At 56.3% G+C, this 14,586-nt stretch carries 12 protein-coding genes and 1 pseudogene; 6 read left to right on the top strand and 7 right to left on the bottom strand.

From position 1 onward, the window contains the following. Positions 1-729 precede the first annotated feature (729 nt). Together HWY30_RS25910 and HWY30_RS25905 are read left to right on the top strand one after the other, a co-directional pair. Complete coding sequence (locus HWY30_RS25910) at positions 730-5,619, top strand: AAA domain-containing protein (protein ID WP_090812869.1); 4,890 nt, start codon at positions 730-732, stop codon at positions 5,617-5,619. Continuing rightward, positions 5,616-7,145, top strand: a complete 1,530-nt coding sequence (locus HWY30_RS25905; RefSeq protein WP_090812870.1) for a hypothetical protein — start codon at positions 5,616-5,618, stop codon at positions 7,143-7,145. The genes HWY30_RS25910 and HWY30_RS25905 overlap by 4 nt, the downstream gene beginning before the upstream one ends. A 469-nt stretch (positions 7,146-7,614) precedes the next feature. Here HWY30_RS25905 and HWY30_RS25900 read toward each other — a convergent pair whose 3' ends face one another. The 7 genes from HWY30_RS25900 to HWY30_RS25870 all read right to left on the bottom strand — a co-directional run bounded on the left by HWY30_RS25900 (position 7,615) and on the right by HWY30_RS25870 (position 10,636). Continuing rightward, positions 7,615-8,301: an SOS response-associated peptidase family protein gene (locus HWY30_RS25900; RefSeq protein ID WP_090812871.1), complete on the bottom strand. Its 687-nt coding sequence runs from the start codon at positions 8,299-8,301 to the stop codon at positions 7,615-7,617. A gap of 14 nt (positions 8,302-8,315) precedes the next feature. Next, complete coding sequence (locus HWY30_RS25895; protein ID WP_244144998.1) at positions 8,316-8,798, bottom strand: hypothetical protein; 483 nt, start codon at positions 8,796-8,798, stop codon at positions 8,316-8,318. A 77-nt stretch (positions 8,799-8,875) separates the two neighbouring features. Further along, the gene (locus HWY30_RS25890; RefSeq protein ID WP_090812872.1) at positions 8,876-9,202 is read right to left on the bottom strand and encodes an H-NS histone family protein; all 327 of its coding nucleotides are present in this window, start codon (positions 9,200-9,202) and stop codon (positions 8,876-8,878) included. A gap of 9 nt (positions 9,203-9,211) precedes the next feature. Then, positions 9,212-9,409 carry a hypothetical protein gene (locus HWY30_RS25885; RefSeq protein WP_090812873.1) on the bottom strand — a complete coding sequence of 66 codons (198 nt, stop codon included), beginning with the start codon at positions 9,407-9,409 and terminating at the stop codon, positions 9,212-9,214. A gap of 37 nt (positions 9,410-9,446) precedes the next feature. Further along, positions 9,447-9,641, bottom strand: a complete 195-nt coding sequence (locus HWY30_RS25880) for a YqaE/Pmp3 family membrane protein (RefSeq protein WP_090812874.1) — start codon at positions 9,639-9,641, stop codon at positions 9,447-9,449. A gap of 105 nt (positions 9,642-9,746) precedes the next feature. After that, entirely contained in the window at positions 9,747-10,271 is a 525-nt protein-coding gene (locus tag HWY30_RS25875) for a hypothetical protein (RefSeq protein ID WP_167368893.1), read from the bottom strand. Next, on the bottom strand, positions 10,253-10,636 hold the full coding sequence (locus HWY30_RS25870; RefSeq protein WP_244144997.1) for a hypothetical protein: 384 nt from the start codon (positions 10,634-10,636) through the stop codon (positions 10,253-10,255). The genes HWY30_RS25875 and HWY30_RS25870 overlap by 19 nt, the downstream gene beginning before the upstream one ends. A 630-nt stretch (positions 10,637-11,266) precedes the next feature. On the opposite strand from HWY30_RS25870, the pseudogene ligD reads away from it, so the two are divergent. From ligD to HWY30_RS25850, 4 genes and pseudogenes are all read left to right on the top strand, one after another. After that, positions 11,267-13,119: pseudogene (ligD, locus tag HWY30_RS25865) on the top strand (non-homologous end-joining DNA ligase LigD); the annotation flags it as partial. A 367-nt stretch (positions 13,120-13,486) separates the two neighbouring features. Then, a complete protein-coding gene (locus tag HWY30_RS25860; protein ID WP_090812877.1) occupies positions 13,487-13,924 on the top strand; it encodes a DUF29 domain-containing protein in 438 nt (145 codons plus the stop codon). A 64-nt stretch (positions 13,925-13,988) separates the two neighbouring features. Continuing rightward, a complete protein-coding gene (locus HWY30_RS25855) occupies positions 13,989-14,225 on the top strand; it encodes a hypothetical protein (protein ID WP_425199401.1) in 237 nt (78 codons plus the stop codon). A gap of 137 nt (positions 14,226-14,362) precedes the next feature. After that, complete coding sequence (locus HWY30_RS25850; protein WP_167368874.1) at positions 14,363-14,539, top strand: hypothetical protein; 177 nt, start codon at positions 14,363-14,365, stop codon at positions 14,537-14,539. The last annotated feature ends 47 nt before the right edge of the window (positions 14,540-14,586 follow it).

The following is a 14,586-nucleotide window of genomic DNA, read 5'->3' as shown; positions in this document are numbered from 1 at the left end:
CATGTCGTCGATCATGCGCTGGCGCCGCGGGCTGATAGGCTGGAGGGTCTGACTCATGGCTCTGCTCCCGTTGAATGACGAGGCGGATTGCCTCGCCGATCAACATGAAAACAGAGTCGGTTTCCCTTCCGTTACCACTACCCAAAGCCGTAGCCCATTACCGCGCGAGCGGTTTAGTCCGTCGGGGTGTAACGGCCGCTCGTCTCTGTAACGGACGCTCGTCTCGCCGAGTTGGTCGGCAAGTTGCCGGCCTTTGCTGCCGTTCACCGGATTCGAGTTCTGGGGCTGGTGTCGGATGCAGAGCCGACGAAGTGGCAGCCTGTTTGATGATCGCCGCTCAGCAGCCTTTGATCGGCTGTACTCTTGCCACTTGCGCGGAAAGTATGCTAGTACCCTCCATCGAGTAATGAATGCGTGCGCATGACATTGCAGCACGCACCTGTTAATCAACATTTGTATCAAACCCTCTTGAATTACCATTTCTCGCCTGTCGCCTTTTCAATACGACGGCTGCGAAATAAGCCTGATACTTGGGTTGGTTACGCAGATCACTCGATGGCCTCGCCAAGCTCGCGAACGGAGCCCTGCGCCGGGAAAATCGTCGTATTATGTCACTCGCAAAAAAGAGTTCGGGCGAACGGAGCCAAACTCGAGCCGCATAGGGCAGAACGCTTCCGGGATCTCCTTTCGGCGATGAGAGCGCCGACCGACTTGAATCAGTAGAACAACATGAAAATCGACTATATAAGCAGTGACGGGATCCATCCTTCCGAGAAGGAAGCGATGGAGAAGATGCGCCAGGCCTTCAACGCGTCTGAATACAGTCAGCCATGGCAAGGCTACGCTGGCTTTATGATGATGGACACGACCTACCGGGACCGCGAGATTGACCTAGTGCTACTTACGCACGATCGCCTTCTCATTGTCGAGCTCAAGAAGTGGCGGGGCAAGATTGAGCCGATGCAAGACCATTGGCTGCAAAACGGCGATGACATGGGGCGCTCACCGGTGCTGGTGATGGCCGATAAGTGGAAAATTCTTTCGACAAAAATTAAAAATCGTCTGAAGGGGCCGGCTGCGGCTGTATGGATCGACTATCGAGTTGTTATTAGCGGTGGCGCCGATTTTTCGGAAATTTCGAGCGACGAGAAAGCGTATGTACTCACGCTTGATCAGTTTCTAAAGATTGCAAAGCCAAACGGGTACCGGCAGATACTTGGGGATAAAGCTGGTGTCGTGACCCCCTGTCAACACATACCGGTTTTTACCCCTTTTTTTCGAGGCCGAGATTTCAAGCCGTCGGGATTTTCGTTCAACAATTTCCAGATCGTAGGTGAGGCCACATTTGCTCACCCAGACGGACTTTACAAGGAATATAAGTCGGCGAAAAAAGATGATCAGCGTCATGAGGCGTTGCTTCGGAGATGGGATTTCACTGTTCTTGCCGGAATTACAGACACAGTGGATGAACGCGCGCAAGTCGCACTTCGCGAGCACAAGGTCCTCGGATTCATTCACGAACAAAATGAGAGTCTCGATACGGTAGTTCTTCCGCCACTGTCTCACCCAACGCGCGACGACATCGACGCGGACTTCTGCGAGTTATATCGACTTCCCGCTCGACAGGCGAGGCTCGGAGAGTTCATGAATCGATACGGTGTGGACCTATCGCTTGATGAGCGCCTCATTCTGGTGAAGGTGTTGCTGTCTCACCTAGCTGACATTCACGACATCGGCGTTGCACACCGCGACGTCAGTGATCATAGCATCTGGCTAGAGAAACCCTCAAAGGTCTCGCTTTCTGGGTTCGTCACAGCCTACTTTCCTGAGTTCGGGACGGTGGGCGGCCTACGCGACGCGTTGCGAGCTGGAAAGGCGGTCTTGCCCGAGGATTCGGATCTTGGAGCAGGTGAAGCCAGTGATCCTTTCCGACGCGACGTCTACCTACTCGGTGTCGTGGCGCATCAACTGCTTTATCTCGCGGCACCGTCCAAGGAAAGCGAGATCTATGTTTGGGCTCCGAAACCGGACGACCCTTTCGAAGGACGGCTTGCAGACTGGTTCTCTGTCGCCCTTGACCTGATTCCGGCCGATCGTTTTGCAAATGCGCGATCGATGCTGAACGAACTCAACAGGATCCAGGTTCACGGTGAAAAGCCTGTGGGCATTGATATGCGGTTTTTTGAGGCGTTCAGAACCGAGGTCGTTCCCATGGTTCAATACCCGATTGAGGAGAATCTAAAGCAAGCACGCGGTCATCTGTATAAGTCTAGTCTCTTTGGGCAACCCGTATCGGTCAAAATCTGGTACGGCAAAGGACCGGACGCAAAACGGCCCGAAGAAGCCCATGAGCTTCAGCGTTTCCTCGAAAAGGCCCGCTTGCTCAAGAGCCAGCCGTGTAGCGTATTGCCTGACGTCGTCGACTTCGGATTGTCCGCCCCAGGACCTTACTTAGTTCAGCGTTGGCTGGAAGGAACGCCGCTTTCGGAAGTGGACGTTGATGCGTTGAACGCAACGGACATTGTCTCGCTTTGTCTCAGACTTGTAAAAGCGACGCGACATATCCATGGGCTTGGCTTCGATCATGGAGACATTCACCCTTCCAATGTTCTGATTGACACAGAGTCGATACGGTTCATCGACGCGATCGATCTGTTCCCTGGCGCTGTCCAGGCCGGACATACTCCGGCATATGTCCCTGTAGACTATGAAGATACTCCTTTAGATCAGCGCGATGCCTTTGCTGTCGCCAAGATTTGCGGGGAGCTTATTGATAGGGTAGAAGACTGGGGGGAAATTAAAATAGAGCCTGTGCGAGCGGAGGTCGCCACATGCTTGAAGCGCGAACTGAAAGTGTACGCGCTAGACCGCATCGAGGATGCTTTGCAGGCGATCTTCGCGCCGGTTGCAACGGCGTTAATCGAAAAGGTGACAGTCAAGGTCACCCGACATACCTCTGCAATTCCAATGATTGGTGACAACGATCATTTTCACATTGGGGTCTATGTCGAAGATGTCAAAACCAGTCAGCGCACGCCCAGCATCATGGTATCAGTCTCGGGGGTGCGAAAAAGGCTTCTGATCAGCCTAAATACGGAAAGCATGGAGCCGTCGCGCGTGTTACTGCAGGATGTTCAACATAGCCAGTTTGTACAGGCCGCGAATAAGGCTGTGTCGACTCTACGCGCCGCAATCGAAATTGCACCCGGTCCAGCAGATGACGTCTCCTACTTGCTCGATATGTTGGGATCGATGACGGCAGTTCAAGATGCGATGCGACAGTCTCGGGCACGCATTCTCGACCTCTCTGAGGACGCCATCGAGGAAGAGCGGAAAACTGACCATGCAGATGCAGTTCCGCGCCCCGCTCCAGCAACCACAGACATTTGGCACGCAATCCTGGTCGCGGAAGAGGCAACACTTCCCGAAGTGGAGATCGCCGGCCCCGTCGCAAAGGAATTCGGACGAAGTGGATCCGTCCGGATTCCCTACACCAACGAAGGCGAGGCGCTCGACTACGATCCGGATACCAAGGTAGAGGCGTTGCAGGAAATAAACGGGGAGCTGATACGGGTTGGCGAACTGGATATAAAAGAAACCACGATGTCTGTCCTTGTTTTGAACAATCCATCGTTTCGCCTACAGCAGGCGCTCGGTGAGAAAATCAAACTGCGGAGTCAGCAGGACTTCTCTTCGTTCCGCCGTCGACGCTTGGCTGTAAATCGAATCTTGAATCGTGAATCGGTAGTTCCCGATCTTATCGACTACTTCGATCCTCTATGCTGTCCTGCGCCCTTGAATCTTGCGCCCCCTCCGACCGACGCAGACTTGGACGCCTACGATAGATACGATGAAGACGGAAGGGTGGTCTTTACTCTTAATGACCAACAGCGTGAAGCGTTCCGGTCGCTGTGGTCCAACGGCCCACTAAGTTTGCTACAGGGGCCACCCGGGACCGGAAAGACTTCGTTCATCGCATCGTTCATCCACTATGCGCTATCTGAAGGTGCGCAAAGCATACTGTTGGCGAGTCAGTCTCATGAAGCGGTAAACAATGCCGCCGAAAAGGTGATCGAGCTTTGCCAGCATACAAACCTGCCATTGGATCTAGTCCGTTTCGGCGCAGAAGGGATGGTATCCGAACAGTTGATTCCGCATCACGCTTCATCCATTTTGCAAGCTTATCGAGATCTATTCCGTTCAGAGATGAGGCTGCGAGTAGGTTCGCTCAGTCGGAATTTGGGTTTGCCGAGCGCATTCGTCAACGACTGGTTCGATCTTGATTTCGATTTGGGGCGTCTGTCGCGCGAGATAATTAAGCTTGATGCTAGACGTTCAACGATGCCAGACGGCAGTCCGGAACGTTCTTCCCTGACTGCGAGACTAGCCCAGCGGGTTAGCCGCTTTAAGATAATTGCGCACGAGAAGTTCGGTGCGACCGTAGATGACCAAGCGGACGAAGTCCTTGACTCATTGCGAGCAGACATGTTGCGGCGCCACTCAATCACCTCCTCGGACGCGATCGCGCGCGTCGATCAAGTGATTGCAATAGCGCGAGAATGGGTTGAACGGCTTGGGACATTGCGCGGAAATTTCGAAGAGTTTCTCGCAAAGACCCGTTCGCTGGTATGCGGCACTTGTGTCGGCCTCGGGCGATCGCAGTTTGGGGTCGCCGCAAACCGGTACGATTGGGTTATCGTCGACGAAGCTGCGCGTGCAACCCCTGGAGAGCTTGCCGTGGCAATACAAGCGGGGAGACGCGTGCTTCTCGTGGGCGACCATCGTCAATTGCCCCCTTTATATGGCCGAGCGCTGGAACACAAAATTGCGTCAGATTTGGCTTGGGACGATAGATCAGTCCTTACTCGAAGTGACTTTGAGCGGGCTTTCGAGTCTGATTATGGTCGAGCTGTCGGTGCAACATTGCAAACACAATACCGGATGGCTCCGCCGATTGGAGAGCTCGTATCAGCCTGCTTTTATCCTGTAGCTCTTGCACCTGGTCGAGGTTATCCAAAATCGTGGTTTGCCGAGTTGCCGGAACTTGTCAAGTCGATCGTCACATGGGTTGATACATCTGCCGCTGGCCGACAGTCTTGGGAGCGCAAACGGGATTCTTTTCGGATCGACAACCTGTTCGAAGCTCGCGAGGTTCTGGAGCTTCTGCGATCTATCTGCATATCAGAGAAGTTCATCAACGAACTCTTGGACGATATCTCAGAGGATGAGAAGCCTATTGGCGTCATATGCATGTACGCGGAGCAGAAGCGATTGTTGATCAAGATGTTGAGCGAACAGGACTGGGCAACCGGCTATAGACACCTGATAAAGATCGACACCGTCGACAGCTATCAGGGGAAAGAGAATCGCATAATTATTGTTGCTACGACCAGAAACAACGGACTAACGGACCAAGGATTTCTGAAGAGCCCGGAGCGTATCAACGTCGCAATATCACGTGCCATGGATCGGCTCATCATCCTCGGCGCTACGAGAATGTGGAGAGATGCACATCGGGATTCCCCAATGGGCAAAGTTCTGGCATACATCGAAGCAAACCGAGACGGTATTAACTTTGATATCGTGGATGCGGTCAACATCGGGCGGGATCAAGCATGATTGCTCTTGAAGAAGCTAATATCAATGAGGTCCTTGCGGTCGGGGAAATTACGTTTGCAATCCCTGCACAAAAATTTAACGTGTCTTGCTCAATAAGTGCAGAAGAGTCGTTGCCCGTTGTGACGGAGTTTGCGCTACGCATTACATTTGTATGCGGTTCGATAACGCCAGCACAACTGCAGGAATTCTTCGGATTTTCAGAGAAGGAAACTGCCGCTGTTGTGAAAGCACTTCTGGACGAGCGACTCATTCAGTGGCACGAGGAGGAACTTGAGCTTACCAATTACGCGAAGGCAAGGTTTCAGGACAGCTCTGACAATCTCCCACGTTTCTTTAAGATTCAAGACTGGAGTTCAGAAGTTGTGTTCGACCTGATCAGCTTCAGCCCGGCTGAGCGACCTGCGCGAATCCACCGAACCCGCTCGCTCATTGAACTGGAGATCAAGGATGCCGATAAGCAGGCGAAGACGCTCCAGTGGGCGGAAAAATCTTTTCAGAAGTACTTCAATCAGATCTGCAAGAAAGAGCGAGCTGACATTTACAAGATCAGCGAAGTAGAAGCTGCAGAGCGATTTAGCATACCTCTGCCTTGCGTATTCCGTCTTAATTTCGATGGTCAGATCGATATTCGGCGCGATATAGATGACGCGAGTTTTGGAGACCGACTTGAAATAGCGGAAGCAATTTCAGACGCTATGGCGAACCAGGACCGTCGCTCAAATCGCGATTTCGAAGTTTTCGTTCGACGGTTCGATTACGAAGTTCTTGGGAAATACCTTGTTGAAGGGAGCTTCGATCTGAGAAAGTATGTACACGATTTGCACGTGGGAAAGACGGTAGCTTACGAGGATCCGAGGGTTACACCCATTCTGGGCGCGTTGCACTTAAAGAAGAATGCGAAAATACTCAGAGAATGGGTTCGGGCGTGGACTAAAGAGGAGCAGGCGGACGGTGAAGGGGGCCACGATGCAGTGTCGGGCGTGTGGCTGGGGCCTCGTTCGTCAATGTGGTCGCGATCAAGGGCGGCAAAGGATTTGATACAGGATTTGCACAGATTGATGATTCCGACAGGCTATGACCAATCGCGTCGACACGAGGTCGGTATTAGAACTGTGGTGCAAGAGCGAGCGGACCAGCAGGCGTTATCCAATGTGTATCGGGATATCTTTCCACGGCTTTTCTGTTCAAGCCAGACTGTCATGGATGGTGACGTTGAGATTTTCTTGATACCAGACCGCTTTGTTTGTGTGCTTTATCACTTCCATCTGGCACATCACCCGATAACAGTGCCTGTTGGGCTCATTTCCTCTCATCCATTACATGTTGCGTCTGCTACTGAAGTACTTCAACGACTTGTCTTTAAGAGCAATGTGAAGCTGTTACACGGCAGTCACACAGTAGAGCCATTTAGCGCGCAAAGGGAATTTGCATTCCTGGCTGATAGTGGCAAAGTTACGGACGGTGTCAAACCGTCGTCGTCGAGCGGGCAAGATCGTCCAATCTTATCGTTGAAGAAGAAAACATAGGTCGGAGGTTCACTGCAATCACGAGCGATCAGTCGAGAAGATGGCGATCGGCCAACGTCTGGCCTTCGCCTACGACATAGATTGCTCGCTGTCCGCATGCCGAGACCTGCCGTTAGCTCTCTGTCGGTATGAGCGTCTGCTTGGATGCGTGGAACTTATTCACCGCTAGTCAGAATTGCCACTCGTCGACGTCTGTTTGCGAACGTCAGCAAAGCGACCCGCAGCGGCCCCGCGGCCATAGGTTGCCTAAGGTCAGCTAAGGCGATACGCAACACTTTACCATTGCGAATTGAATGGCCGGTTCCTGAGTGGAACCGACGCCTGAATGTCCGAGCGACGGTGCGGGCGAATGACGTTTCATGGCCGACTACTGCCTGTCGGCAAGTTGGCACCCGAGAAAACCCGTAGAGAACGATCTTTTTTGGCCCGACGGTGCGAGAGATGCACGGATTGGAGTCGGCCCTGTCAGCTAGATAAGGGACGGTTGATCGCTCTGGTCCGGGGCAGGCGCGGTCCGTGCGCGTGGCGGAAGCGGGTATGGCTCCGCCTTCAAGGCATCGGCTGTCAGCAACCGCAGGAAAGATCTGGCTTCGTCAGTGCTTCGGCACGAAAGCCAGTCGACGTGCTCGGATTGCGGAAGCACGACGACGCCGCGCTTCTCGACGCCGGGCTTGTGAAATCGCTTCATCAACGGATGCTCGTCGGCATTGACAGTCAACATGGTCATGGACAAGCGCTGCGAGCCGTCCAGGTTGTCCCACGCGCGCCATAGGCCCGCTATGGCACATGCGCTGCCGTCAGCCAGCCCGATGCGCCAACGTACAGCCTTCCCAGTCTCATACGATGGCTCATAGAACCTGTGACACGGGATAAGGGCGAGTTGCAGCCGGTTCCACGCTCCGCTGAAGCTGCGCTTCTGACCAACAGTCTCGGCCCGCGCGTTCATCGTGTCAAAGACCTTCACCCCGGGCGGAATCCGCTCGCGTGGGACCATTCCAAAGGTTGCAGCGTCGGTCGATAGCTGATCGTCGATGTGGCGGAAAATCGGGGCAGCGTAATCCTTGTAGATCTCGCGGCGGTATTCAAATGAGGGTTTGGGGAACAGGCTGAACGCTTCGAATTCCATCTGTCCGGGCGCTTCGTAGCTGGTACACATGACCTTTTCCTCCGTCAGTCGATGGGAGCAGGAATGGGGGAGCGCTCGGGTCCTTGCAGGAAGGCGAGCAGGCGCCGCTCGGCACCCTCGTACTGATGCAGCGGGGCGGTGCGTAGCTGGGCGTCGTGCAGGGCGAGAAGCGCGGTGAACGTGGAAACGCAGTCTTCGTCGAGTAACCAGCCGTCCTGCCTACCGCTCTCGTGCGCTTTCATCAACGTGATTTCTCCGACACACTCAGCGGCCTTGAACAGTTCGACGGGTTCGCCGCCATACCCGGCGCACTGAAGAAACCACGCCATGTAAGTCGCCCGGGTAAGTTCGTTGACGATGCGACCATTGCCGTGGCCGCGACGCCAGCAGTCCAGCGCGACGTGATAGGACAGTGACCGCTCGCGCGCCAGTGCGGCGCTCATCGGCAACAGCTTCGTTTTGGTAAGTGGCCTGCGCGCCATCTTTTTCTCGCCTGCGCGCTTCCGGCTTGACGCCATCTTGTCCATCGCTCCGTTGGATCGCCCGCCATCATTGAACGGGCTTCACGAAATGGTAACAGCATGGGGCATGGTGCCCCGGCGGACTACCGGCTATCCGCTACTGCATTCGCGGGCGGCGCAATCGCAAAGGCCGCACGGGCTTTGCCCGCCATCCAGCCGGGCGCGCGTCCACGTCCACTCCAGGTGGCTCCGCTGGACGGGTCTCTGTACTTCGGCTCCTGAGCGCCGGTCTGCCTGACCCTGGGTCGACGACGGCCCGGCGCCTCCTGAAGGTCGTGCAGCGGGATATGCCACTCCTCCATCCTGGCCTGGATCTCGCGAATGGCTCCGGCCTTTTCCTTGGCGAGCGCAATGTCGATTTCGCGGTCTAGCGTCGCGAGCTCTGTCTTGAGCTTAAGGTAAGTCGACATGTAATTCTCCTATGCTTTCGTGTGCAGGCGGTGCTGGGCCTGAGCCGCGTCGAGGCTATCGAAGTTGCCCCGGTGGTCGCGACCCTCCCACAGCATGAAGCGCGGTACGCCAGCGACGACGTATCGCCCGATGGTCCAGCCGCTAGGGTGCGACCAGCCATAGGGCGAATCCTGCTTCCATTCGGTCTGTGAGGCTACATCAGACATGGGGTGTCTCGTGGACTGAGCGCGTTGACTGGCTAATTTATCCGCGAGTCGCGAGAGCGCGCTCGATCTTCTTGTCAGTCTTGTACTGGCTCAACGCATAGACCGACCAGATCGCGGCCGGAATCCAGCCGATCAGCGTGAACTGCAGCAGCAGGCAGATGATTCCTGCAAAGGGACGTCCGATCGTGAAAAACTGAAGCCATGGGAAAACGATGGCAAGCAACAAACGCATAATGATCCTTTGTGGTTGAGAGTCGTCAAGAAAGGCGCCAGCGACTGGCTGGCGATTGGGGCGGGTTTTCGCCGCAATCTGGTTATGAAAAGTTCGCGCGTCAACTCAGGGCATCGCGCCTTCGTCATCGCGCATGCAACGGAAATAACGGGGGTCATTTTTTTCAAGACGTTCCAGTTTCCCTGTGGCCGCAAGCACGGCCTGCAATGGCACCTGATGCATTATCCGGTCGTACTCGTTGACGATCGCTATCAGGTCGTCGCTCAATACGGCGGGTACGGTCCATTGCTCCCGGTCCTTGCCTCCTTCGATCAGATGTACGACCTGCCGGCCTGTTTCGCGGATCATGTCCAACGGCAAGGCGCCGCGCCCTTCGGCCGTCAGCATTTCCGTGAGCAGCACCACCGACTGCAGGTTAAGCAGCGCTGTCTCGTCGTTGTGACCAGAGCGGATCGCTTCAAGGCCAACGCGGATATGCAGGACGATCCGGTCTGCCTCGGCGCGTGCGAGCGGTGACGTTAGTAGCCGTTTCTTTGTGGCCTGCTCCGCGCTTGCATTGGCCAGCTTTCTGCGTTTCTTTGATACAGGCATTGATGTCTTGCGTGGAATTGCTAGATGCTGTTTTCGCATGTGCCCGCTGCCGGAACCGGCGAGGCAAGCGTTGCGATAAGCGTATAGCCCGGGTACTGCCGACGCGTGGTTTGCGAGAAAGCCGACACCGCTGCTTCGCTATCGTCCGCCGTGACGATGCCGTGAACCGGCTTGATCACGTCCGATGTGCCGTCCTGCCGCAATACACCGGAGACGATGAAGCGCGTCGGCTGATGAACTGTCCAGCCGATGTGTGCGCCTCGTTCGGTTGCAACGCCGGGTGCGGATGCTGCAAGGCCGGTAACGGCAATGGCGAGCGCGGGCATGAGCGCCTTGAGAGCGGCGACCTTCCCACGTAAGGTTGCGCTCAGCGGAAATTCCGATTTTTCAGAGTGTGGTGCCATAAAGTCCTCAGTGAGTCCAGTTGATTTTATGGATCACAGAGCAGTGTCAAGTGCTGGCGCGTTACGCGAGTCAGGCATAAAGACCCGGCGCATAATGGGCGGTGGGTCAATACGGCTTCGAGATTTGAAATACATCGGTCGGCCGAAAGGATTGCAGCTTTCTCTTTAACGGCGCGACGTCGAGAAACTTGAAAGCGCGCCAGGTATCTTTTAGTCCGGCCGCCCGTTAGCGGGTGGTGGGCTTCGGTACAGAACGTGCTGTGCGACTATTGCCGGACGTCGGCCAGCGCACCTGCGCTTTCCAATCAACCGCCCGGGTCTCAGGAGACACGATGACGCGCGAACGATTTGTCAGCCAGCTTGGAATGATGCTCCGCGATGTGCCGGTTGGCACCGCAGCGGACCTTAGCGACTGTATGGTCGCGTACTGGGGCGGGGACGCGGTCGTGTTTGCCTTCCTGTGTGAGCGCGGGACTGGGGCTATCGACGAAGAGTTCGACATAGACGACTACGTGTGGGAGGAATGGAAGCCAACGTTTGAAAACTGGCTTTCTGCTCCCGCGTTCAGCAGCCGTCCCGAACTTATCGAGTGGCTCAGAGACGCGCCACCGCGCGAGGCGGGCGTGTTACATGGGGCGCTGGAGCCGCGCGCCCTCCGCACGTGTTCGGCCATCGTCGGCCCGGGCGGAAGCGGGGATGCCGTCCCTGATCGAGCCTCAGCTGGCGACGCTCGCAGACCGTCCGCCAAAGGGCGGCGACTGGTCCTACGAAATAAAATTCGACGGCTACCGGGTGATGACGCGCATTGCGCGCGGGGCAACGCAGATCTTTACGCGTAATGGCCACGACTGGACATCGCGCATGCCACGGCTGGCCGAGGCGTGCAACGAACTGCAAGTCGACGATGCGTGGTTCGACGGCGAAGCCGTCGTGCTTGATTCCAGCGGGCGCCCCGACTTCAACGCGTTGCAAAACGCGTTTGACCGGCGCAGCACCGCTGAAATCGTCATGTTCGTGTTCGACATCCTCTGGCTGAACGGGACGGACCTTCGCGAGCAGCCGTTGCGATCGCGCAGGGCGCTCCTGCGCGACCTGATGGAAGGAGCCACGTCCGACGCGATCCGCTTTTCGGAAGACTTTCCGCAGGACCCTGTGTCTCTTGTCGCCTCCGCATGCAAGATGAAGCTCGAAGGGATCATCGGCAAGCGCGCGGACGCGCCTTATCGTTCAGGCCGCTCGACGGACTGGATCAAACTAAAGTGCCACGCCAAACAGGAGTTCGTGGTCGGCGGCTTCACCCGTACGAAAGGGGCGCGGGCGGGCGTGCATTCGCTGCTACTGGGCGTGCATGAAAAGGACGGCTCGTTGCGCTACGCGGGCAGAGTAAGACCTTACTTTTCCTCCCGCGCTGCGTCCGCGTTTCTTGCGCGAGCAGAATCCCTGCGCTGCGAACAGACAGCTTTTTACAATCCACCGCAGCCAGAAAAAGAACGGGATCATCTATGGCTTAGCCCGTCGATCGTCGCTGAGTGCTCGTTTCTCGAATGGACGCCGGGCGGCGAAGTGCGTCACCCCGTCTTTCATGCGGTCCGTGACGACAAGGCGGCGTCATCGGTTACGGAAGAACCTATGGTTGCCGTGGAGTACGACGAGCCAAGGGAAGCCGCCGCCGGCTCTACACGGGAAGTGCCGGGCGCCAAGGGCGCGGTGAAGATCGGCGGCATCCGGATTACCAATCCGCAGCGCGTGCTGGACGAGGTCACTGGCCACACCAAGAAGGAACTCGTGGAGTATTACGCAGCGATCGGAGAATGGGCAATGCCTCATCTGCATAACCGTCCGCTCGCGCTCGTGCGTGCGCCAGACGGGATTAAGGGCGAGCTTTTCTTCCAGAAGCACAGCGAGAAAACGCGGATTCCCGGCGTGATCGAACTACCTCCCGAACTACACCCGCGGCACCCTCCGTTACTGGTCGCCGGCAGCGAAGTGGCCTTGATCGGATTGGCACAAATGAATGTCATTGAGTTCCACACGTGGAACGCCGTCGCGCCCGACGCTCGTTTCCAAAGACGAGCGGGGGCAAAGGCTTTCACGTCGTTGTGCCGTTGACCCGCCGTCAGGGGTGGAGCGAAACAAAGGCCTTCGCTCACGCGGTCGCTCGGCACATGGCGCGGGTCGTGCCGCAGCGTTTTTCCGCAGTGCTCGGGCCCAGGAACCGCGTTGGCAAGATATTCATCGACTACCTGCGCAACAGTCGCGGAGCAAGCACTGTTGCGGCCTTCTCGGTCCGCGCCAGGTCAGGGATGGGCGTATCCATGCCTGTCTCGTGGGACGAACTGAAAGAGGTGAGCCGCGGCGACGAGTGGACGATGAAAAAAGCGGTCGCGCGCCAGCGGTCGCTGGAAGTGGACCCGTGGCTGGGCTACTGGCAGACGCGACAAGGCATCACCGCCGCCATGCGACGCGCCGTCGGGATGCAGTGAAACCGCAAGTCCCGCTAGATGCATTATTAGGCGGTGTTTCCCATGATATTCTTGGTGCACTTGTACACCACTTATCAACGGCTATGAACGAGGTTTCTGATAACGGCGTTGCGTTGCGCACCCTCATTGAACAGGCAGGCCTTACGCAAGCCGATGCGCTCGCGGCGCTGAACCGGGGGCAAGCGTTTCCCATTGCGCTATCGACGTGGAAGGCGTATCTCGCGGCGCCCGATAGCGCCAGGCGTCGAGCATGCCCGAACAACGTTCTGGAGCATGCGCGGAAGACGCTAGCGAAGGCTTCGAAAGGACGTTTACATGGTGCACGTGTGCACCGATAATCTAACCATTGTCTCGATATGGAACGGTCATGGGAACGAGATACGAACAGGACGTGGTGGCATGGGCAAACGAGCAAGCGGCACTTCTGCGCGCTGGCAAGCTGACTGCCATCGACGTTCAGCACATCGCAGAGGAGATCGAAGACGTGGGCAAGAGCGAACAGCGCGAGTTGGCAAGCCGTATGTCGGTCCTGTTGGCTCATCTGCTGAAGTGGAAGTTTCAGCCGTCACGTCGTAGCAAGAGCTGGCAGTTCACAATCCGCACGCAGCGTAAGGACGTGGCCTACGTTCTGGACGAAGCGCCGAGCCTTCGCGGCAAGTTCAACGACGCGGCGTGGCTGGATATCGTTTGGTCAAAGGCGCGCAGCATTGCAAGCAATGAAACGGGGCTCGACCTTGACGTGTTCCCGGAAGTGTTGCCGTGGACCGTCGATGAAGTGCTCTCGCAAGAGTTTCATCCTGAATAATGGAAAACCGGCAAGTTCACGCCGAGCGCACCGAAGTCGTATTGACGTTTTCATAATGGAAAGCATGGCAACGCCCATCGACATAGCACACCGTTGGCGGCAAGAGAATGGATACGTCGGTCGCGGCGGTGTGGTAGTGCTGTTCGACGGCGAGGTTCAGAACTGGGTGAACAAGCTCCGCAATCCCGAACACTGGCAACCTGGATGCATTGCGGTAGATGAGCAAGGTCACACCTGGACCGCTATCGCGGGCAGCGAAAGGAACGGCGCGCTGATGTGGCTCGCGAGTCACGAACTGTAGGAAAACATTTGGCGCGCGAGCGAAAACGGATACGGCCCGAGGCTCCGGAATCCGGCCCGCGAGGTGGCCACATCGTCGACCCGGACTTCGAGTAGGAAAAACCGCGAACGCGGCACAACGATAGAAAAGGACGAAGAATGATTATCAGGATTGAGGTTTCGGACGCGGACCTTCAAGCGATGGAATGTGACTCGCTCGATGAATTCGAGGAACAGATTCGCAATCAACTCGATAACGGCGTTGTGACAAGCGACGGCGGCGCTGGAGCCGACTGGATGACTGAGTACGATCTCGAAGTTATCAAGGTCGATTGAGTCGGGTAGGAAACGACATGATGAGAAAGCGGGGGCGCCGTGGGAAT

Source organism: Paraburkholderia tuberum STM678, assembly GCF_902833905.1.
GTDB lineage: Bacteria > Pseudomonadota > Gammaproteobacteria > Burkholderiales > Burkholderiaceae > Paraburkholderia > Paraburkholderia tuberum.
The sequence above is the reverse complement of the archived record's forward strand: the minus strand, read 5'-3'. Positions and strand labels throughout refer to the sequence as shown.